Source organism: Aeromonas bivalvium (genome assembly GCF_046078285.1).
Classification (GTDB): domain Bacteria; phylum Pseudomonadota; class Gammaproteobacteria; order Enterobacterales; family Aeromonadaceae; genus Aeromonas; species Aeromonas bivalvium.
Genome location: NZ_JBGXBV010000013.1, coordinates 1 through 20,241, shown reverse-complemented (window position 1 = coordinate 20,241; position 20,241 = coordinate 1). Strand labels below are relative to the sequence as shown.

The window sequence follows — 20,241 nt, the reverse complement described above, 5'->3', positions numbered from 1 at the left end:
TGGCTGCGGCGCTAAATAACAGAATCAAGCCATTGTTTTTTTTTAGGGGAATCCATGGCAAGCAGTAATCAGAAACAGAGTCGACGCGACCAGATCCTGCAGGCGCTCGCCCACATGCTGGAGACCAGCCCGGGTCAGCGCATCACCACGGCACGGCTCGCGGCCGAGGTGGGTGTCTCGGAGGCGGCCCTCTATCGTCACTTTCCCAGCAAGGCACGGATGTTTGAGGGGCTGATCGACTTCATCGAGGATTCCCTGCTGTCACGGGTCAACATGATCCTGGCCGACGAGAAAGACACTATGGCCCGCTGCCACCATATACTGCAGCTGCTGCTGGTGTTTGCAGAGCGCAACCCGGGCATCACCCGCATCCTCAATGGCGATGCCCTGCTGGGGGAGCATGACAGGCTGCGGGATCGCATCAGCATCCTGTTCGACAAGCTGGAAACCCAGCTCAAACAGGTGCTGCGGGAGAAGCGGTTGCGGGAGGGGCAGGGCTTTCAGCTGGACGAGACCATGCTGGCCAACCTGCTGCTGGCCTATACCGAGGGCCGGATCAGCCAGTTCGTGCGCTCCGAGTTCAAGCTCAAGCCAACGGCGGATTTCGAAGATCAGTGGCAGTTCATCCGCAGCCAGCTGCTGCAGAGCTGACCCTGCCTATATGAGAGGAGGCCCTTGGCCTCCTCCTTGTTTTATGGCAGAACTGAACGGGTCTCGACCACCTGCGACCCAGGTTGTCGCACCATGCTGCTATAGTCCGACGTTTTGATGAATTAACCCACAGGAAGTTCTATGGAACCCGAAATCATTGCCGAAGCGCAAACCTGGCTGGTCAACAATCAGGGTCTGCTCATCGAGTACGGCGTCAACATCGCCGCCGCCCTGGTCACCCTGCTCATCGGTTATCTCGCCGCCAACCTGATCAGCAACGGCGTCGAGCGCGTCATGAAGGCCCGCAACCTCGACACTACCGTGACCCACTTCGTCGGCAGCGTGCTCAAGTATGCCCTGCTGGTGTTCGTCGTCATTGCCGCCCTGGGCCGGGTCGGGGTGCAGACCGCCTCCTTCGTCGCCATTATCGGTGCCGCCGGCCTGGCCATCGGTCTGGCGCTGCAAGGCTCCCTTTCCAACTTTGCCGCCGGCTTCCTGCTGATCATCTTCCGCCCCATCAAGGCCGGTGAGTTCATCGAGGTGGCTGGCACCTCAGGATCGGTGCAGTCGGTACAGCTGTTCACCACTACCCTCACCTCGCCGGACAACAAGATGGTGGTGGTGCCCAACTCCGCCATCCTCAACGGCAACATAGTCAACTACTCGCGCATGGACACCCGTCGCGTCGACATGACCTTCGGCATCGGCTATGGCTCTGATCTGCGCAAGGCCAAGCAGCTGCTGGAGCGACTGATCAGCGAGGAGCCCCGTATCCTGAAGGATCAGGCCGTCACCATCGCCGTCGGCGCCCTGGCCGACTCCTCGGTCAATATCGTGGTGCGCCCCTGGGTCAAGACCGCCGACTACTGGGGTGTCTGGTTCGATTTCCACGAGAAGGTGAAGCTGGCCTTCGATGCAGAAGGCATCGAGATCCCCTTCCCGCAGATGGCGCTGCACATGCAAAAGCAGGTCGCCTGACCATAAAAAAGCCGCTCGATGAGCGGCTTTTTTTATGCTGATGGCGCCAACCGCCGTCAGATGCCGTACTGGGCGCGATAGGCCTTCATGGCCGCCAGTTGCTCGGCCAGCTCCGGCTGCTCGGCCTGCTTCTCTTCCAGATAGGCGATGAGGTCGCTCATCTGGATGATGGCGATGATGTGGGCGCCGTAGTCACGCTCCACTTCCTGGATGGCGGAGAGCTCGCCCTTGCCCTTCTCCTGGCGATCCAGGGCGATCAGCACCCCGGCCAGGGAGGCGCCGTTGGCCTGGATCAGATCCATGGACTCGCGGATGGCGGTGCCGGCGGTGATGACGTCGTCCACCAGCATGATGCGCCCCTTGAGCGGGCTGCCCACCAGATTGCCACCCTCGCCGTGATCCTTGGCCTCCTTGCGGTTGAAGCACCAGGGCACGTCCACGTCGTGCTGCTCCACCAATTGCACCGCGGTGGCGGAGGCGATGGGGATCCCCTTGTAGGCCGGGCCAAACAGCACGTCGAATTCGATGCCAGCATCCATCAGGGCGGCGGCATAGAAGCGGCCGAGGCGGGCCAGGTCGCGGCCGCTGTTGAACAGGCCGGCGTTGAAGAAGTAGGGGCTCTTGCGGCCGGATTTCAGGGTGAATTCACCGAATTTGAGAACCTGTTTCTCCAGGGCGAACTCGATAAATTGACGCTGGTAGGCTTTCATTCTGGCTCCTTGCTTGGCTTGTCGTTGTCTTGTGTGGGGGTATAAAAAAACGCGGTCAATGCCGCGTTTTTCAAATCAGAAATTCAAGCGAGCGCCTGCTTCTGCAGCGCTATGATGTCGTCGATGCCGCCCTTGGCCAACGCCAGCATCGCCAGCAGCTCCTCGTGGGTGAAGGGCTCGGCCTCGGCGGTGCCCTGCACCTCTATGATGCGGCCGTCTTCGGTCATCACCACGTTCATGTCGGTCTCGGCGGCGGAGTCTTCCACATACTCCAGATCGCAGATGGCTTCGCCCTGATACATGCCGACGGAGACGGCGGCGATCATCTGCTTGAGCGGGCTCTGCTTGAGCATGCCCTTCTCCACCATCCAGTTCAGCGCGTCCACCAGGGCCACGCAGGCGCCCGTGATGGCGGCGGTGCGGGTGCCGCCGTCGGCCTGCAGCACGTCACAGTCCACCGTGATGGAGTGCTCGCCCAGGGCGGTCAGGTCCACGGCGGCGCGTAGGGAGCGGGCTATCAGCCGGGAGATCTCCAGGGTGCGACCGCTCTGCTTGCCGGCAGCCGCCTCGCGGTTCATCCGGGAGTGGGTGGAGCGCGGCAGCATGCCGTACTCGGCGGTGACCCAGCCCTGCCCCTTGCCTTTCAGGAAGCGCGGCACGCTGGTGTCGACGCTGGCGGTGCACAGCACGCGGGTGTGGCCGAACTCCACCAGCACAGATCCTTCCGCATGCTTGGTGAAGTTGCGGGTGATGGTAACCGGGCGCACTTGCGCGGCACTGCGATCGCTGGGACGGGACATGGGACTGACCTCTGGGCTGGCTCAAATTGGCGGGGGATTATAAGTGATCCCGCCCCAAATATCAGCCGCTAAAACCACGGCATCGGCTGACGGGGCAAGCCCGGCTGAGTATACTGGCCGCACACTTCATCAAGCCCGGAACAATCAATGATTCACAGCATGACCGCCTACGCCCGCAAGGAATTCAAGGGCGACTGGGGCACAGCCGTTTGGGAAATTCGTTCGGTCAACCAGCGCTATCTGGAAACCTATATCCGCCTGCCGGAGCAGCTGCGCAGCCTGGAGCCGGTCCTGCGTGAGCGTTTCCGTGCCAAGCTGCAGCGCGGCAAGGTGGAGTGCAACCTGAGGTTCGAGGCAGCGCAAGCCGCCGCCAGCCAGCTCCATATCAATGAAGAGCTGGCCAAACTCATCATCGACAGCGCCAACTGGGTAATGAAAGAGGCGGGCCAGGGCCAGCTCAACCCGGTGGACGTGCTGCGCTGGCCGGGTGTCATGGCCGCCGCCGAGCAGGACATGGACTCGGTCGCCACCGAGCTGCTCGGCGGTTTCGATCTGACCATGGAAGATTTCATCGCCTCCCGCGCCAGCGAAGGGGCCAACCTCAAGGCACTGATCCAGCAGCGTCTGGACGGCATCCAGGTGGAAGTGAAGAAGGTGCGCGAGCACCTGCCGCAGATCATCGAGTGGCAGCGCCAGAAGCTCACCGATCGCCTGGCCGAGGCCAAGGTGGAGCTGGATCCCGCCCGCATCGAGCAGGAGATCGTGCTGCTGGCCCAGAAGATCGACGTGGCCGAAGAGCTGGACCGTCTGGAGATGCACATCGGCGAGACCATCAAGATCATGAAGAAGGGGGGCGCCTGCGGCCGTCGTCTCGACTTCATGATGCAGGAGTTCAACCGCGAGTCGAACACGCTGGGGTCGAAATCCATCAACGCCGAAGTGACCCAGTCCGCCGTCGAGCTGAAGGTCCTCATCGAGCAGATGCGCGAGCAGATCCAGAACATTGAGTGATGCTTGCTTGAACATCACCTGATGCCAGAGAGACGAGCCCTTGACCCACAAGGGCTCTTTACGCTTCGGCTCGATGGCAAAGCCGCCCCGTAGTGAATATGCGGCTAATTGAACCGTCAAACACGATCGCAAGAGCTGGTACGTCAAGCTGGGGGGGCAGGCCCATCCCTTCCCCGGTTGAGCCCCTCGTCCCTACGCAAGCAAGAAACCCTTCACGGCTCGCCGCGAGTTTCCTTATCATAGGGGCCGATGTCGCCCGCCGTTGGGGCGTGCCCGCAGCAAGCGGCGGACCGCATCCCGGCCCGGCGCCACGGGCCATGGCATCACGATCTCCGATCGGCCCCCAGGGGCCGGTTTTATTGGTAGTGAATGGACACTTGCATGTATCAAACAAGACTGCGCACCCTGCTGGGCACCCTGGGCTACCAGCTGCTCTGGCTGGTACTGATCCTGATGGCGGCCCGCTATCTGATGCTGGACCACTTCGTCGAGCCCGCACAACTGCAGGATCGGGCCGACGATCTGCGGCGCATGTGGCTGACCGGATTGCGCTACGACCTGCGCATCGCCGGCATGGCGCTTTCCCCCTTCGTCCTGGTCGGGCTCATGCTGGCGGCGGGCGAACGCGGCTGGCAGGGCATGCAGCGCTGGGCCCCGCGCCTGCTGGGGCTGACGGCCTTTCTCATCGGCGCTATCGCCATCGGCAACTACTACTACTACCAGACCTATCACACCCACATAGACGTGTTCGCCTTCGGCCTGGTCGAAGACGACACCCAGGCCGTGCTGGCCAACATGTGGCAGGACTATCCCATCATCAAGGGGCTGGCCCTGGCGCTGCTGCTGGGCTGGCTGCCGGCCCGCTGGGCCAGGCGTACGCTGGCCCGCGCCGGCCACAAGCCCTGGCCCCTGCCCGTCTTCATCGTCTACCTGCTCATCGCCCTGACCCTGCTGTTTGTCATCAGCCGTGGCAGCGTGGGCACCTTCCCCCTGCGCCGCGGCAACGCCCAGGTCTCGGATCTGCTCGCCCTCAACAAGCTGACCCCGAACGGCCTGATGGCCATCGACTGGGCCATCAAGGACAGGGCGGAGGACATCGTCTTCACCCCGGTCAGCCAGGCCGAGGGAGAGGCTCTGCTTGAGCGCAGCGGGCTCGACTCCCTGATGGCGCGCACCCCGGTCAATCCCTGGCTCGCCGCCCACAAGCCCCATGTGGTGATGGCGCTGATGGAAAGCTTTGGCAGCAACATGCTGGCCTTCGATGAGCCGGGCAAGAACGACCTGCTCGGTAGTCTGCGCCCCCACTTCAAAGAAGACTTCGTCTTCAAACGCTTCCTGTCGGAAGACAACGGCACGGCCCCCTCCCTGGCTGCCCTCTTCTTCCACAGCCCGGTGCAGAACATCAGCCACAGCTCGGCCCAGCACCAGACCCTGAGCGGTACCCCGTTTGCCCTCTACAAACAGGCGGGCTACAAGCTGGTCTTCATCTCCCCGGGCAACATGATGTGGCGCAACCTGGTCAATTACCTGCCGGTGCAGGGGGTCGACGAGGTCTATGACCAGAATGCCCTGATCAAGCGCTACCCCGAGGCCGCCAAGGAGGTCACCGCCTGGGGCGTGCCCGATGACTACGCCTATCGCCTGGCCCGCACCCTGCTGGAGCAGTCCCGCGAGCCGCTCTTCATCAGCATTCTCACCATCACCAATCACCCCCCCTACGAGACGCCGCCCCGCTACCAGCCGCAGCCGATCGCCACCACCCCCAGGGTCATGGCCCATGCCGAGGATGGCAGCATAGAGCAGGCCAACATCCTCAGGACCTATCAGTTCGCCGCCGATGCCCTCGGCCGTTTCGTCAGCGCCATCAAAGGCTCCCCCCTGGGGGACAAGACGCTGATCGCCGCCAGCGGCGATCACCAGATGCGCCGCCTCAAGGCCTTCTACCCCCGCGAACAGGTGCTGGATCGGGCCGTGCCCTTCTACCTCTATGTGCCCAAGACCATACTGGCCCACAGCCGGTGGCACTTCGATCCCCTGCGGGTCGGCTCCCACAAGGACATCTTCCCCACCCTGTATGGCTTCAGCCTGCCGGATACCCCCTATCAGACCCTGGCCGGGCGCAACATGCTGGCCCCGGTCGACGACCAGCGGCGCGCCTTCGGCTACAACGTCACCCTCTGGATCGATGACAAGGGCGCCTACCCCATGAGCGGCAAGCCCAGCTTCTACCCCTGGCGGGATAACCGCCAGCTGGAAGTGAAGGAGCAGGCACAGCCCGTCAGCGAGGCGCAGCAGGCTCGCCAGCAGGCACTGCCCGAGCTGCTGCGCTGGCAGCTCAACAGCCGGATCAAGGGCTTCAGCGAGCCACAGACCGCGGCCCACTGAGGCGCGACCCAGCAAAAAGGCTTCCCGCGGGAAGCCTTTTTCATTGTGCCTGAAGGGTCTGTGTCTCAGCCCTGATAACGACGGGCCAGCTCATCCAGATGATGGCTCATGGAGAACTCCCGCTGCGCCCGCTCCCGGGCCGCCACCCCCAACCGCTGGCGCAGCGACTCATCCACCAGCAAGCTGGCTATCTGGCCGGCGAGGGCGGCCGGATCGGTGGGGGTCGCCAGCAGGCCCGCCTCCCCCAGCACTTCGGGCACGGCCCCCGTGCTGGCACCGACGATGGCCTTGCCTGCCGCCATCGCCTCGATCACCGTCAGGCCGAACGCCTCGTTATGGGAGGGGATGGCCACCAGATCCATGGCTTGCAGCATGCGCTGGGTATCGCGGCGAAAGCCGGTCAGCAGCACCCTCTCCTGCATGCCCGCCTCGTTGATGCGCTGGCGCAGTGCCGCCACCACCTTTTCGTCCGACCCTTCGCTGGCCTGAGTACCGCCCACGATCAGCAGGTGCAGCCTGGGGTGCGCCTGCGCCAGCAGCAGGAAGGCCTCCAGCAGATCGGGCTGGCCCTTGCCCCGGCCAATCCGGCCCAGCACCCCGAGCAGCAGGGCATCCTCTGCTATCCCCAGTTCGGCGCGTATCTCCGCGGCGGGCTCATCACACCGGGTCAGATCGGTGCCAAGCCAGAGCCGTTCGATGCGCGAGGCCGGCAGCGGCAGCGCCTTGAGGTTGCGGCGGCGGGTCTCGTCGCTGATGGAGAGCACCAGATCCACCTTGCCGTAGATCCAGCGATGGAGTGGATCCCGCTTGGGCCGGGTCGCCCCCATGTGCTCGGTGAACAGCAGCCGCAGCGGCCACAGGCGCTTGAGCAGGGCCGCCAGCAGCAGATCCCCCGACTTGTGGCAGTGCACCAGCCGGATGTCCCGCGCCTTGAGCCAGCGGCGCAGGGTCAGCAGCTGGCGCAGTCCATGGCCGCGGGAGTCCAGCTCGAACACCTCGAACCCTTGCGCCTTCATGCCCTCGGCTACCTTGCTGCCGCGCAGCGCCAGACCATGGACCCGCCAGCCGCGCGCCATCATGCCGCTGCCGACCCGCAGCGGGTACATCTCCAGGCCGCCCCAGCCCTGGGAGAGACAAATATGCAGCAACCCCGTCATCTCACTCGCCTTCATGTTCTTGCTCGCCTTCGCCCAAACAGAGAGGGCGCCGGAGAGGGCGCCCTGACATGACATAAACCTGACTCAACGGTTCAGCCAGGCCATGTAATCGGCCACACCCTCGGCCACCGTCTTGAACTCGCCGGGGTAGCCGGCGGCGCGCAAGCGGGTCAGATCCGCCTGGGTGAAGCTCTGGTAACGGCCCTTGAGGTGATCCGGGAAGGGGATGTACTCGATGGCCCCTTGCTGATGATGCTTGATCACCGCCTCGGCCACGTGCTGGAACGGCTCTGCCCGGCCGGTGCCGCAGTTGAAGATGCCGGACTGCTGCGGGTTCTGCCAGAACCAGAGGTTGACCTTGCAGACGTCATCCACATAGATGAAGTCGCGCATCTGGCCGCCGTCGGGGAAGCCGTCGCAGCCCTCGAACAGCTTGGGATTCTCCCCCTTCTTCACCTGGGTGTTGAGGTGGAAGGCAACCGAAGCCATGGCGCCCTTGTGCTGCTCGCGCGGGCCATAGACGTTGAAGTACTTCAGACCGACTACCTGGGAGTTGATCTCCGGCAGCCAGCGGCGCACGTACTGGTCGAACAGCTGCTTGGAGTAGCCGTAGACGTTGAGGGGCTGCTCGAACTGGGGATCTTCGATGAAGTTGTCGTTGCGCCCGCCATAGGTCGCGGCGGAAGAGGCGTAGATGAAGGGGATTTCCCGCTCGATGCAGTAGTGGAACAGATCCTTGGAGTACTCGTAGTTGACCTCCATGATGAACTTGCCGTTCCACTCTGTGGTGGCGGAGCAGGCCCCTTCGTGGAAGATCACCTCGATGCCGCCGTCCCACTCCTCGAACTCGTCACCGGAGACGATCCGCGCCTGGAACTCGTCCTTGTCCATGTAGTCGGCAATGGTCAGATCCACCAGGTTGACGAACTTGGTGCCATCGGTCAGATCGTCGATGACCACCACATCGGTTCGTCCCATGGCATTGAGTTGCTTGACCAGATTGCTGCCGATAAAGCCTGCACCGCCCGTTACTACGATCATGGAGTTTGCCTCGTCTGCGTTGATGCCCACCGTGTGACGGCCGATTAAAGCTGTGTATAGTGAGCCAATTTGAAATTGCCGAAAAGTCTATCACGGGCCGCCAGGGGATACGACCTCGACGCAAGGCGGCCCGGCAGAGGGAACCGCGATGAAAACCAGAGACAGGATCATTCACAGCGCCATCGAACTGTTCAACGATCAGGGCGAACGCAACATCACCACCAACCACATCGCCGCCCACCTCGGCATCAGCCCGGGCAACCTCTACTACCACTTTCGCAACAAAGAAGACATCATCCACTCCATCTTCGACCAGTACGCCCGCCATCTCAGCGAGAGCTTCACCCCGGCCCGCAGCACCGAGATCCGGCTCGACGATCTGATGGGCTACCTGGACGCCATCTTCTACCTGATGTGGCAGTTCCGCTTCTTCTACGCCAACCTGCCGGACATCCTCAGTCGCGATGAACTGCTGCAACACAAGTACCTCAAGGCCCAGGAGCAGCTGCGTGCCGCCGTTGAGGCGCTGCTCAGAAGCCTGCGCGAAGGGGGCATCATAGCGGTCAGCGACGCCGATCTGCCGGATCTGGGCCAGACCATCAAGATGGTGGTCACCTGCTGGATCCCGTTCCAGATAGCCCAGGCTCCCCACACCCGCATCACCAAACCCCTGCTCTATCAGGGGGTCATGCGGGTGCTCTTCCTGCTGCGCCCCTATGTGCAGCCCCAGGTCGCTCCCCGGATCCAGCAACTGGAACAACACTACCGCCAGCTGGCACAGCTGGGCGGCTGAGGGCGGAACTCGCCCGACATGGCGGGCCGCGCCGCTCATCCGGAGCGAAAGAGGCAGGCCAGACGGCTCCCTTTCTCAGGATCGGCGGCGCGGTCAGTGCCAGTTGGCACAAGGCTTCGGGTGATCTGTTTCACACATGTTGAATATCAGCATAATAATTTGAATTGATGGGACGCAGTTGCAGTAAAATGTTGCCCAATGTTGATAAACCGCTGTAATAGCCAATGAGGTTCGAGGATGTCTAACGGATTCTATCGCCACCTGACCGAGCAGCTTGACCAAGTGCAGGCAGAAGGACTCTACAAGCAGGAGCGCATCATCAGCTCGGCGCAGCAGGCAAGCATAGAGGTCGGCCAGCAGCAGGTGCTGAACTTCTGTGCCAACAACTATCTCGGCCTGGCCAACCACCCCGAGCTGATTGCCGCCGCCAAGGCGGGCCTCGACAGCCATGGCTTCGGCATGGCCTCGGTGCGCTTCATCTGCGGCACCCAGGACAGCCACAAGGTGCTGGAGCAGAAGCTCTCCGCCTTCCTCGGCACCGAGGACACCATCCTCTACTCCTCCTGTTTCGATGCCAACGGCGGTCTGTTCGAGACCCTGTTCGGCGCCGAGGACGCCATCATCTCCGATGCCCTCAACCACGCCTCCATCATCGACGGCGTGCGGCTGTGCAAGGCCAGGCGCTACCGCTATGCCAACAACGACATGGCCGAACTGGAAGCCCAGCTCAAGCAGGCCCAAGCCGATGGTGCCCGCTTCAAGCTGATCGCCACCGACGGCGTCTTCTCCATGGACGGTGTCATCGCCGACCTCAAGTCCATCTGCGATCTGGCGGACAAATATGACGCCCTGGTCATGGTGGATGACTCCCACGCCGTCGGTTTCATCGGCGAGAACGGCCGCGGCACCCACGAATACTGCGATGTGCTGGAGCGGGTCGACATCATCACGGGCACCTTGGGCAAGGCCCTCGGCGGCGCCTCCGGCGGCTACACCAGTGGCAAAAAAGAGGTGATCGACTGGCTGCGTCAACGCTCCCGCCCCTACCTGTTCTCCAACTCCCTGGCCCCTTCCATCGTCTCGGCCACCATCAAGGTGCTCGAGCTGCTGGAACAGGGTCACGACCTGCGCGCCCGCCTGAAAGAGAACAGCGACTACTTCCGCACCCGCATGAGCGCCGCTGGCTTCACCCTGGCCGGGGCCGATCACGCCATCATCCCGGTCATGCTGGGGGACGCCAAGCTGGCCGCGGAGATGGCGAGCCGCATGCTGGCCGAGGGCATCTATGTGGTGGGCTTCTCCTTCCCCGTGGTGCCCAAAGGTCAGGCGCGCATTCGCACCCAGATGTCCGCCGCCCACACCCGCGAACAGCTGGACCGGGCCATCGATGCCTTCATCCGCATCGGCCGCGACCTGAACATCATTCAATAAACAGCGAGGGGCCGACAGGCCCCTTCTTGAACCGACCCATAGCTCAACCTCTGCACCGGGCCAGACCCGTGAGGAACCGTCATGAAAGCACTCTCCAAACTCAAATCCGAACCCGGCATCTGGATGACGGATGTGCCCGCCCCCGAGCTCGGCCACAATGACCTGCTGATCAAGATCCGCAAGACCGCCATCTGCGGCACCGACATGCACATCTACAACTGGGACGAGTGGTCCCAGAAGACCATCCCCGTGCCCATGGTGGTCGGCCACGAGTATGTCGGCGAGGTGGTCGCCATCGGTCAGGAGGTGCGCGGCTTCGCGGTGGGGGATCGCGTCTCCGGCGAGGGGCACATCACCTGCGGCCATTGCCGTAACTGCCGCGCCGGCCGCACCCACCTGTGCCGCAACACGGTCGGAGTCGGGGTCAACCGCCCGGGCAGCTTCGCCGAATACCTGGTGATCCCGGCCTTCAACGCCTTCAAGCTGCCGGACAACATCCCGGATGAGCTGGCCGCCATCTTCGATCCGTTCGGCAACGCCGTGCACACCGCCCTCTCCTTCGATCTGGTGGGCGAAGACGTGCTCATCACGGGGGCAGGCCCCATCGGCATCATGGCCGCCGCCGTCTGCCGCCATGTGGGCGCCCGCCACGTGGTGATCACCGACGTCAATGAATACCGCCTCGAACTGGCCCGCAAGATGGGGGCCACCCGCGCCGTCAACGTCAGCAAGGAGAAGCTCTCCGACGTGATGGCAGATCTCGGCATGACCGAAGGCTTCGACGTGGGGCTGGAGATGTCCGGCGTGCCCTCCGCCTTCCAGGACATGCTGGCCAAGATGAACCATGGCGGCAAGATCGCCATGCTCGGCATTCCCCCCTCCACCATGGCGATCGACTGGAACCAGGTCATCTTCAAGGGGCTGTTTATCAAGGGGATCTATGGCCGCGAGATGTTCGAGACCTGGTACAAGATGGCGAGCCTGATCCAGTCCGGGCTGGATCTCTCCCCCATCATCACCCACCACTTCCACATCGACGACTTCCAGCAAGGCTTCGATGCCATGGGCTCTGGCCAATCCGGCAAGGTGATCCTGAGCTGGGATTGAACGGCTGACCGAAGGATATGACCCAGCAACCCGGCTCAGGCCGGGTTGCTGCCATCCGCTGCCAGGAGCCGGATCCGGCGCACAGACTGCTTAACACTTCACACACAAGCGTTTAAATGCCTGTAACTATTCGGTTATAATCCCGTCGTTTCTAGGGATAATAAGAGCCTGCTGGGAGTACATGAGCGTGTTGAGAAAACTGAGCTGTTTACTGGTCGCCGGTATCGCGGTCGCCAGCCTGTCCGGCGCCGCGTTCGCCGCCGACGAAATGTCGCCGGAAGCCATCGCCGAACGGATCAAGCCCGTGGGTGATGTCTATACCGCCAAGGATCTGGAAGGGATAGCCCCGGCGGCCACGGCCAGCACCACGGCCGCCTCCGGCCCCCGTGATGGTGAGACCGTCTACAAGGGTGCCTGCTTCGCCTGCCACGATACCGGTGCCGCCGGGGCACCCAAGCGCGGTGACAAGGCTGCCTGGGAACCCCGCATTGCCCAGGGCTTCGATACCCTGCGCAAGCATGCCATCGAAGGCTTCACCGGCCAGGCTGGCATGATGCCGCCACGAGGTACCTGCGCGGCCTGTAGTGATGAAGAGATCGAGAATGCCATCCACTACATGACGGACAATCTCTAAGTCATTGAAAGGGCCGCAATTGCGGCCCTTTTATTCTCTTGGCTTGCGACTACCCTTGTAGGGTAGCGTCACTCGGGAGTCCATGATGTCTGTCTACTCTCTGGAGCAGGATGCCTCTCCCCTGCTGGCGCTGGTCGCCTCCATCCTCGCCTTTCCCCCTGCTGCCCAGGCCAGCCCGGCGCACTACCGGCGCCTGTTTACCGATCTGCGGCAATGGACTCCTCTGCACCAGATTGGCCTGCTGGGCCTCAGCCCCCATGGCCCTGTCTGGCACTACGAAGAGGGGCTGGCCCCCGGCCTCAAGGCCCAGCTCGGCCGGGAAGAGCCAGGGCTGAGCGAGGGGCTGGCCGCCCTGGATGGCCAGCAAGGCTGGTGCGTGCTGCCGGTGCAGGATGACAGGATCCAGTGGCTGCTGGTGCAGGGTGAGCCCCATGAGCAGGCGGGCCTGCGGCTGCTGCTCGAATGCCTGGCCAAGCGACTGGCGGAGGCCAGTACCCACGCCAGACTGACCGATCCGGCGTCGCCCCTCTTCGGCCGAGACCCCGACTGGCAGCACAAGATTGAGCAGATCAATCGCATCCTGCGCCTGGCCAACAGCCTGCCGACCCAGGCGCTGCTGGCCCAGCTCGATGGTGTGCTGCAAAGCAGCCTTGGGCTGCACCAGCTGCACCTGATGCGGCTCGGGCCAAAGGAGGCCAGCCACCTCTATCCCCACCCCTTCCAGGGGGAGGATGGTTTCCTGCGCGGACTCTGCCATGAGACCAATCCGACCGAGCGCGAACAGGACGGTCTCTACTGGTACAGCACGCCGCTTAGGTTGCAGCAGCACTACTTCGCCCACTTGCTGCTGGCCACCACCCGGCCCCTGGGCGCCGATGATCGCCTCTTTCTCGATTTCCTGCGCAACCAGCTCACCCTGCTGCTCGAGCTGGGCCAGATCCGCCAGCAACTGAACGACTTCAATTCGCCGGAGCGGCTCAACCACAGGTTGCAGCTGCTGCGCCAGGCCAATCTGCGCCTGCAAAAACAGTTGCGCCAGCATCAGGAACTGGAGCGCAAGCTGCAGTTCGATGCCCTGCACGACCCCCTCACCGGCCTGGCGAACCGCAGCCTGCTGATGGATCACCTGCAACACGCCATGAGCCATTACCAGCGTCATGGCGGCGTCGGCTTCACCCTGATCTTTCTCGACATAGACCACTTCAAGCAGATCAATGACGAGCTGGGGCATGGCAATGGCGACCTGCTGCTCAAGGAGCTGGGGCGTCGTCTGCAGGGCTGCCTGCGCCAGAACGATCTGGTGGCTCGGCTCGGCGGCGACGAGTTCGTCATCTATCTGGACAACAGCCTGGGGGAGGAGGGGGCCGGACCTGTGCTCAACCGCATCATGGCTCGCCTGGCCTACCCCTTCCGGCTGACGGGCATGGAGCAGACGATCACGGTCAGCATGGGGGTGGCCAGCGTGTCGGCGCAGACTCAGGAGGTGAGCGAGCTGCTCCATCAGGCGGATCTCGCCATGTATCGGGCCAAGCGCAATGGCCGCGCCCGGGTGGTGCACTATTCGGCCGAGTGTGCGGAGCAGGCCTGGTCCTCGCCGGAGGAGCAGCTGACCAACGCCCTGGCCGAAGGGCGCATCCTACCCTACTTCCAGCCGGTGATCCGGCTCGAGGACAACTGCCTGGTGGGACTGGAAGTCATGGCCCGCTGGGTCACCCGGGAAGGGGAGCTCAAGGATGCCTTCGACTTCATTCCACTGGCGGAGCAATGCGGTCTGATCGAGGCCCTGGATCACAAGATACTGCACCAGGCCTGCCAGCAGCTGAGGCTCTGGCTGCCGAGAGCGGACCTGCGCAAGTTCAAGCTGGCCATCAACCTGTGCGGCCAGCACCTGGCAAGCGAGCCTGCCGTGCAGGCCCTGCTCGACATCATCGCGGCCGAGGGGGTCTACGCTGGCTACCTCATCTTCGAATTCAACGAGCGGGAGCTGTCGCGCCAGGATGCCGACATCATCACCCGCCTTCACGAACTGAGGGCCAGAGGGATACAGATCAGCCTGGACGACTTCGGCTCGGGCTTCTCCTCCCTCAACTCCCTGTTTCACTACCCGGTGGACTACGTCAAGGTAGACGATGGCTTCACCCACCGCATGCTGCACTCCCCCAAGGATTTGGCACTGATCCGCGCCATGCGCGACATCTGCCGCGACCTGGATCTCGCCCTGGTGGTCGAAGGGATAGAGAGTCAGGCGCAACTGCACCAGCTGATCGAGCTGGGCTGCCCCTTCGGCCAGGGGCGTTACATATCCCCTCCACTACCCGGCAGCGACATCACCCCCTTGCTGGGGCCTGAAACTGGGCTGGATCCGGACTAGCCTCTTCGTCGAGGCGATCGCCCCCGCATCAATCCTTCTTGAACATGGCCCGCAGGTTGGCCACCGCCATCTGCCCCTTCTGCTGGCGCTCCTCCGCACTCACCTTCTTCTGGTTTTCCCACTCCAGGTCATCCTGCGGCAGCTCCAGCAGGAAGCGGCTCGGCTCAGGCCGCACTGACTCACCAAACTGGCGCCGCTCCTTGCAAAGGGTAAAGGTCAGCTCGGCCTGGGCCCGGGTGATCCCCACGTAGGCGAGGCGCCGCTCCTCCTCCACGTTGTCCTCGTCGATGCTGGTCTGGTGTGGCAGCAGACCCTCCTCCATGCCCACCATGTAGACATAGGGAAACTCCAGCCCCTTGGAGGCGTGCAATGTCATCAGCTGCACCTGATCCGCTTCGTCCTCCCCTTCGTTGCGCTCCATCATGTCCCGCAGGGTGAGGCGAGTCACCACCTGAGCGAGCGTCATCGACTCCTCCAGCTCGTCCCCCTCCAGCATCTCGCTGATCCAGCGATAGAGGGTGGAGACGTTCTGCATCCGCATCTCGGCCGCCTTCGGGCTGGGGGAGGTCTCGTAGAGCCACTCCTCGTAGTGGATCTCCTTGATCATGTCCCGTACCGCCTCCACCGGGTTGCCGCGCAGCGCCTGATCACCGAGCCGCACCAGCCAGTTGGTAAAAGCCTGCAGCGCGGTGAGGCCGCGCCCGGAGAGGGATTGTTCGAGCCCCAGCTCGAAGCTGGCGGCAAACAGGCTCTTGCCACGCTGGTTGGCGTACTGCCCCAGCTTCTCCAGGGTGGTGGGGCCGATTTCCCGGCGCGGCAGGTTGACCACCCGCAGGAAGGCTGTGTCTTCGTCTGGATTCACCAGCAACTTGAGGTAGGCCATGATGTCCTTTATCTCGGTGCGGGAGAAGAAAGAGGTGCCCCCCGAGATACGGTAAGGAATGCGGTTGGTCATCAGCGCCTTCTCGAAGATGCGCGACTGATGGTTGCCCCGGTAGAGGATGGCGTAATCCTTGAAGCGGGTGCGGTTCATGAACTTGTGACCCATCAGCTCGGCGGCGATGCGCTCCGCCTCGTGCTCCTCGTTCTTGGCAAACAGCACCTTGAGCTTCACCCCCTCGTCCAGCTCGGAGAAGAGCGCCTTGTCGTAGACGTGGGGGTTGTTGGCGATCAATATGTTGGCGCACTTGAGGATGCGCCGCTTGGAACGGTAGTTCTGCTCCAGCTTGATGAGCCGCAGATTGGGGAAATCTTCGTTCAGCAGCACCAGGTTTTGCGGCTTGGCCCCGCGCCAGGAGTAGATGGACTGGTCGTCGTCCCCCACCACGGTGAAGCGGGCCCGCTCGCCGACGATCTGCTTCACCAGCTCGTACTGGCTGGTGTTGGTGTCCTGGTATTCGTCGACCAGCAGGTAGCGGATCTTGTTCTGCCAGCGCTCGCGCACCTCCTGGTTGCTCTTGAGCAACAGGGTCGGCATCACGATGAGATCGTCGAAATCCAGCGCGTTGTAGGCCACCATCTGGCGGTGGTAGCGCTCGTAGAGCTGAGCCATCAGCACCTCTTCCGGCCCGCGGGCGATGCGCATGGCCCGGGCCGGCAGGATGAGGTCGTTCTTCCAGTTGGAGATCTGGCTGATGAGGGCCGAGAGCTTGTCCTTGTCGTTGTCGAGTTCGGCTTCTGTCAATTCTTTGAGCAGGGCCAGCTGGTCGGTGTCGTCGAACAGGGAGAAGTTCGCCTTCAGATTCAGGCTCTTGTGCTCGCGGCGAATGATGTCGAGCCCCAGGGTATGGAAGGTGGAGACCATGAGCCCCCGCGCTTCCTTGCGGCCCAGGGTCTGGCCGACCCGCTCCTTCATCTCCCGTGCCGCCTTGTTGGTAAAGGTGACGGCGGCGATGTTACGGGCGTTGTAGCCGCACTGCTGCACCAGGTAGGCAATCTTGTTGGTGATGACGCGGGTCTTGCCCGATCCGGCACCCGCCAGCACCAGGCAAGGGCCGGAGACATACTTGACCGCTTCGTTCTGATTGGGGTTGAGCTTCATGGGCCGGATCTCTTGGCTTATGATGAGGGGCGGCATTGTAGCAGAGATCCCGCAGGCAGCCGAAACCGGGCACGGGCTCCCGCCACTTCGCCTTGTGTTTGCCCACCATTTTCCGGATCATGACCGACTTTTCCAGACGAGATGAGGGGAGCATGAATCAGCAACAGCACGACCGGCTGCGCAGCCAGTTTCCGGCCCTGGCGCAGGAGGTGAACGGCCACCCTCTGATCTATCTGGACAACGCCGCCACCACCCAGAAACCGCAGGCGGTGCTGGACGCCATCGCTCACTACTATCGGGCCGACAATGCCAACGTGCACCGCGCCGCCCATGCCCTGAGCGGCCGCGCCACCCGCGCCTTCGAAGATGCCCGCGAGGCCGTCGCCCGCTTTATCAATGCCCCTCGCAGCCAGGAGGTGATCTGGACCCGCGGCACCACGGAGGCGATCAACCTGGTGGCCCAGAGCTGGGGCATGAGCGAGCTCAAGGCCGGGGACGAGATCCTGCTCAGCACCCTGGAGCATCACGCCAATATCGTCCCCTGGCAGCTGGTCGCCCAGCGCACCGGCGCCGTCATCCGGGTCATTCCGCTGGATAAGCGCGGGGATCTGGATATGGAGGCTTACCTGGCCATGCTGGGGTCGCGCACCCGGCTGGTGAGCGTGGCCCATGTCTCCAATGCCCTCGGTACCGTCAATCCGGTCGAGCAGATAGTGGCGGCCGCCGGGGCCGTCGGCGCCCTGACTCTGATCGACGGCGCCCAGGCAGTGGCTCACCTAGAAGTAGACGTGCAGGCCATCGGCTGCGACTTCTACGCCTTCTCCGGTCACAAGCTCTATGGTCCGACCGGCATCGGTGTGTTGTGGGGCAGAACCGAACTGCTGGAGCGGATGCCGCCCTGGCAGGCCGGCGGCGAGATGATCGACAGGGTCAGCTTCAGCGGCACCACCTTCAACGCCCTGCCCTTCAAGTTCGAGGCAGGCACCCCCCATATTGCCGGGGCCATCGGCCTGGCCGCCGCCATCGATTTTGTGATGGCGCAAGACCGGGGGGCATTGGCCAGCCATGAAGCGGCGCTGACCGACTATCTGGTTGCCGGCCTGCGTCAGGTGCCTGGGTTGCGGCTGGTCGGCGAACCCGGCCAGCGCGCCGGCGCCGTCTCCTTCCTGCTCGATGACATCCATCCCCAGGACGCGGCCACCCTGCTCGACATGCAGGGGATCGCCCTGCGGGTCGGCCATCACTGCGCCATGCCGTTGATGGAGAGCCTTGGCATCGGTGGCACCATGCGCGCCTCCCTGGCCTGCTACAACAATCGGGACGATGTGGACGCCCTGCTGGCCGCCCTGCACAAACTCAGTGACTTCTTCTAAGGCAGACAATCCAATGAACAGCCTCGCAACCTATACCCGGATCGGCCTTGAGCCCGACGCAGACAGCATCCGTCAGCAGTTTGCCGCAGCAAACGGCTGGGAGAATCAGTACCGGCTCATCATCCAGCTCGGCAAGCTGCTGCCCGCCTTGCCCGCAGGGTGGCAACAGGAAGAGAACCGCCTGAAAGGGTGCGAAAGTCAGGCTTGGCTGAAGGGAGAAAAAAGCGAGGATGGCTGCTGGCACTTTGCCTGCGACTCCGACGCCCGCATAGTGCGCGGCCTCATCGTCATCGTGCTGGCGGCACTCAATCATCAGACTGCCGATGCTATCCAGGCTTTTGATATGGATGCCTATTTCAGCGAACTGGGGCTCGAGAAACACCTGAGCCCGTCGCGGGGCAACGGGCTCAGAGCTATCGTGTTGGGGATCCGGGATCTGGCGTCGGCGTAATCGAGCAAACTCCTGATGACGAGGCGGACGATTACGCTTCGCTAATCGACCCTACGATTTCTTTCTCTGCACGGGCACCCCGTTCGGCAATCTTCTTCAATACCCGGGAGGCGGCCACCAGACCAAAGGTCGCCGTCACCGGCGTCACGGCACCGAAGCCGGAGGCGCAATCCATCTTCATGTTGCCGTCGCTGGCCGCCTTGGCCTGACAGGTACCGCCATTGCCGTCCGGGTAGCTCAGCTGCTCGGTTGAGAAGACACACTCCACCCCGAACTTGCGCGCCGGATTCTTGCTGAAATTGTGCAGCCGGCGCAGGTCGGAGCGCACCTTGGCCGCCAGCGGATCCTGAATGGTCTTGGCCAGATCCGCCACAGTGATTTGGGTCGGATCCATCTGCCCGCCGGCGCCGCCCGCGACGATCACCGGGATCTTGTTGCGCTTGCAGAAGGCAATCAGCGCCACCTTGGCCTTGACCGAGTCGATGGCATCCACCACATAATCAAACTCCCGCCTGATATGCTCGGCCAGATTGTCGACAGTGACGAAGTCATCCACCTCGATCACCTCGCAGTCGGGGTTGATGGCGCGGATGCGCTCGGCCATCACTTCCGTCTTGAGACGACCGACTGTCCCTTGCATGGCGTGGATCTGGCGGTTGGTGTTGGTGATACAGATATCATCCATGTCGATCAGGGTGATCTGGTTGATGCCGGCACGGGCCAGCGCCTCTGCCGCCCAGGAGCCGACGCCGCCGATCCCCACCACACAGACCTTGGCCTGACTGAAGGAACGCAGGGCGCTCTGACCATAAAGACGGGCAATGCCCCCGAATCGCTGTAGATATTCTGCTTTCATACCACCACCTTGCTTGAGGGCGGCCATTATAGCGACAACCATGGGCGGCGGCGAATTTCAGATAAACATGAAACGGGATGTAGCAACTAAATCGGGCCAACTGAGATGAGATAGAGAGATCGCAGAGACGAAAAAAAGCCCAGTCTTTCGACTGGGCTTCTTAAGTAGTGGCGGAGCGGACGGGACTCGAACCCGCGACCCCCGGCGTGACAGGCCGGTATTCTAACCGACTGAACTACCGCTCCGCATTCGGTTAGCTTGCGCTAAATCTTGTGCCGCTTATCTGAGGTGTCATCCTCTCGGCCAACGTCGTGATGTGCACGGCGCTGTTTAATTGGGTGCCTGGCAGTGTCCTACTCTCGCATGGCGAATGCCACACTACCATCGGCGCTACCGCGTTTCACTTCTGAGTTCGGCATGGGATCAGGTGGTTCCACGGCGCTATGGCCGC

Annotated in this window: 17 protein-coding genes, 1 tRNA gene and 1 rRNA gene; 11 read left to right on the top strand and 8 right to left on the bottom strand. The window is 62.9% G+C overall.

What is annotated here, in order from left to right:
• Positions 1–54 precede the first annotated feature (54 nt).
• The gene (gene slmA / locus ACEUCR_RS19305; protein ID WP_041997555.1) at positions 55–651 is read left to right on the top strand and encodes a nucleoid occlusion factor SlmA; all 597 of its coding nucleotides are present in this window, start codon (positions 55–57) and stop codon (positions 649–651) included.
• Between the two features lie 141 nt (positions 652–792).
• Positions 793–1,629 carry a small-conductance mechanosensitive channel MscS gene (mscS, locus tag ACEUCR_RS19300; protein ID WP_041997558.1) on the top strand — a complete coding sequence of 279 codons (837 nt, stop codon included), beginning with the start codon at positions 793–795 and terminating at the stop codon, positions 1,627–1,629.
• Between the two features lie 56 nt (positions 1,630–1,685).
• Here mscS and pyrE read toward each other — a convergent pair whose 3' ends face one another.
• Both pyrE and rph read right to left on the bottom strand, forming a co-directional pair.
• Complete coding sequence (pyrE, locus tag ACEUCR_RS19295) at positions 1,686–2,339, bottom strand: orotate phosphoribosyltransferase (protein ID WP_201968174.1); 654 nt, start codon at positions 2,337–2,339, stop codon at positions 1,686–1,688.
• 83 nt (positions 2,340–2,422) lie between these two features.
• Complete coding sequence (rph, locus tag ACEUCR_RS19290; protein ID WP_041997563.1) at positions 2,423–3,139, bottom strand: ribonuclease PH; 717 nt, start codon at positions 3,137–3,139, stop codon at positions 2,423–2,425.
• A gap of 147 nt (positions 3,140–3,286) precedes the next feature.
• Here rph and ACEUCR_RS19285 point away from each other — a divergent pair, with 147 nt between their 5' ends.
• Both ACEUCR_RS19285 and ACEUCR_RS19280 read left to right on the top strand, forming a co-directional pair.
• A complete protein-coding gene (locus ACEUCR_RS19285; protein ID WP_408791912.1) occupies positions 3,287–4,150 on the top strand; it encodes a YicC/YloC family endoribonuclease in 864 nt (287 codons plus the stop codon).
• Between the two features lie 381 nt (positions 4,151–4,531).
• Entirely contained in the window at positions 4,532–6,535 is a 2,004-nt protein-coding gene (locus ACEUCR_RS19280) for an LTA synthase family protein (RefSeq protein WP_408791910.1), read from the top strand.
• Positions 6,536–6,600: 65 nt separating this feature from the next.
• On the opposite strand, the gene ACEUCR_RS19275 is transcribed toward ACEUCR_RS19280, so the two are convergent.
• Complete coding sequence (locus tag ACEUCR_RS19275) at positions 6,601–7,707, bottom strand: glycosyltransferase family 4 protein (RefSeq protein WP_408791908.1); 1,107 nt, start codon at positions 7,705–7,707, stop codon at positions 6,601–6,603.
• A gap of 69 nt (positions 7,708–7,776) precedes the next feature.
• A complete protein-coding gene (gene rfaD / locus ACEUCR_RS19270) occupies positions 7,777–8,733 on the bottom strand; it encodes an ADP-glyceromanno-heptose 6-epimerase (RefSeq protein WP_408791907.1) in 957 nt (318 codons plus the stop codon).
• Positions 8,734–8,881: 148 nt separating this feature from the next.
• Between rfaD and ACEUCR_RS19265 the strand changes: the two genes are divergently transcribed.
• The 5 genes from ACEUCR_RS19265 to ACEUCR_RS19245 all read left to right on the top strand — a co-directional run bounded on the left by ACEUCR_RS19265 (position 8,882) and on the right by ACEUCR_RS19245 (position 15,069).
• Entirely contained in the window at positions 8,882–9,526 is a 645-nt protein-coding gene (locus ACEUCR_RS19265) for a TetR/AcrR family transcriptional regulator (RefSeq protein ID WP_111874941.1), read from the top strand.
• A 237-nt stretch (positions 9,527–9,763) separates the two neighbouring features.
• A complete protein-coding gene (locus ACEUCR_RS19260) occupies positions 9,764–10,957 on the top strand; it encodes a glycine C-acetyltransferase (protein ID WP_408791905.1) in 1,194 nt (397 codons plus the stop codon).
• A gap of 81 nt (positions 10,958–11,038) precedes the next feature.
• Positions 11,039–12,064, top strand: a complete 1,026-nt coding sequence (gene tdh, locus ACEUCR_RS19255) for an L-threonine 3-dehydrogenase (RefSeq protein ID WP_041997591.1) — start codon at positions 11,039–11,041, stop codon at positions 12,062–12,064.
• 181 nt (positions 12,065–12,245) lie between these two features.
• Entirely contained in the window at positions 12,246–12,698 is a 453-nt protein-coding gene (locus ACEUCR_RS19250) for a c-type cytochrome (RefSeq protein WP_041997593.1), read from the top strand.
• 85 nt (positions 12,699–12,783) lie between these two features.
• Entirely contained in the window at positions 12,784–15,069 is a 2,286-nt protein-coding gene (locus ACEUCR_RS19245; RefSeq protein WP_408791903.1) for a putative bifunctional diguanylate cyclase/phosphodiesterase, read from the top strand.
• 28 nt (positions 15,070–15,097) lie between these two features.
• Here the strand turns inward: ACEUCR_RS19245 and rep are convergent, their stop codons facing one another.
• Positions 15,098–17,110: a DNA helicase Rep gene (gene rep / locus ACEUCR_RS19240; protein WP_408791901.1), complete on the bottom strand. Its 2,013-nt coding sequence runs from the start codon at positions 17,108–17,110 to the stop codon at positions 15,098–15,100.
• 152 nt (positions 17,111–17,262) lie between these two features.
• Here rep and ACEUCR_RS19235 point away from each other — a divergent pair, with 152 nt between their 5' ends.
• Positions 17,263–18,483 carry a SufS family cysteine desulfurase gene (locus ACEUCR_RS19235; protein ID WP_408791899.1) on the top strand — a complete coding sequence of 407 codons (1,221 nt, stop codon included), beginning with the start codon at positions 17,263–17,265 and terminating at the stop codon, positions 18,481–18,483.
• Positions 18,484–18,496: 13 nt separating this feature from the next.
• A complete protein-coding gene (locus ACEUCR_RS19230; RefSeq protein WP_041997601.1) occupies positions 18,497–18,934 on the top strand; it encodes a SufE family protein in 438 nt (145 codons plus the stop codon).
• A 31-nt stretch (positions 18,935–18,965) separates the two neighbouring features.
• On the opposite strand, the gene tcdA is transcribed toward ACEUCR_RS19230, so the two are convergent.
• From tcdA to rrf, 3 genes are all read right to left on the bottom strand, one after another.
• A complete protein-coding gene (gene tcdA / locus ACEUCR_RS19225) occupies positions 18,966–19,790 on the bottom strand; it encodes a tRNA cyclic N6-threonylcarbamoyladenosine(37) synthase TcdA (protein WP_408791897.1) in 825 nt (274 codons plus the stop codon).
• Between the two features lie 168 nt (positions 19,791–19,958).
• Positions 19,959–20,035 (bottom strand) — tRNA-Asp (locus ACEUCR_RS19220).
• 95 nt (positions 20,036–20,130) lie between these two features.
• Positions 20,131–20,241 (bottom strand): 5S ribosomal RNA (gene rrf / locus ACEUCR_RS19215); the annotation flags it as partial.

Excerpts from the sequence above, each read along its gene's own strand:
- ACEUCR_RS19275 (WP_408791908.1), bottom strand. The coding sequence starts at position 7,707 with ATGAAGGCGAGTGAGATGACGGGGTTGCTGCATATTTGTCTCTCCCAG.
- ACEUCR_RS19230 (WP_041997601.1), top strand. The coding sequence starts at position 18,497 with ATGAACAGCCTCGCAACCTATACCCGGATCGGCCTTGAGCCCGACGCA.
- pyrE (WP_201968174.1), bottom strand. The coding sequence starts at position 2,339 with ATGAAAGCCTACCAGCGTCAATTTATCGAGTTCGCCCTGGAGAAACAG.
- ACEUCR_RS19260 (WP_408791905.1), top strand. The coding sequence starts at position 9,764 with ATGTCTAACGGATTCTATCGCCACCTGACCGAGCAGCTTGACCAAGTG.
- rph (WP_041997563.1), bottom strand. The coding sequence starts at position 3,139 with ATGTCCCGTCCCAGCGATCGCAGTGCCGCGCAAGTGCGCCCGGTTACC.
- ACEUCR_RS19265 (WP_111874941.1), top strand. The coding sequence starts at position 8,882 with ATGAAAACCAGAGACAGGATCATTCACAGCGCCATCGAACTGTTCAAC.
- tdh (WP_041997591.1), top strand. The coding sequence starts at position 11,039 with ATGAAAGCACTCTCCAAACTCAAATCCGAACCCGGCATCTGGATGACG.
- rep (WP_408791901.1), bottom strand. The coding sequence starts at position 17,110 with ATGAAGCTCAACCCCAATCAGAACGAAGCGGTCAAGTATGTCTCCGGC.
- ACEUCR_RS19235 (WP_408791899.1), top strand. The coding sequence starts at position 17,263 with ATGAATCAGCAACAGCACGACCGGCTGCGCAGCCAGTTTCCGGCCCTG.
- ACEUCR_RS19245 (WP_408791903.1), top strand. The coding sequence starts at position 12,784 with ATGTCTGTCTACTCTCTGGAGCAGGATGCCTCTCCCCTGCTGGCGCTG.
- mscS (WP_041997558.1), top strand. The coding sequence starts at position 793 with ATGGAACCCGAAATCATTGCCGAAGCGCAAACCTGGCTGGTCAACAAT.
- rfaD (WP_408791907.1), bottom strand. The coding sequence starts at position 8,733 with ATGATCGTAGTAACGGGCGGTGCAGGCTTTATCGGCAGCAATCTGGTC.
- slmA (WP_041997555.1), top strand. The coding sequence starts at position 55 with ATGGCAAGCAGTAATCAGAAACAGAGTCGACGCGACCAGATCCTGCAG.
- tcdA (WP_408791897.1), bottom strand. The coding sequence starts at position 19,790 with ATGAAAGCAGAATATCTACAGCGATTCGGGGGCATTGCCCGTCTTTAT.
- ACEUCR_RS19285 (WP_408791912.1), top strand. The coding sequence starts at position 3,287 with ATGATTCACAGCATGACCGCCTACGCCCGCAAGGAATTCAAGGGCGAC.
- ACEUCR_RS19250 (WP_041997593.1), top strand. The coding sequence starts at position 12,246 with ATGAGCGTGTTGAGAAAACTGAGCTGTTTACTGGTCGCCGGTATCGCG.
- ACEUCR_RS19280 (WP_408791910.1), top strand. The coding sequence starts at position 4,532 with ATGTATCAAACAAGACTGCGCACCCTGCTGGGCACCCTGGGCTACCAG.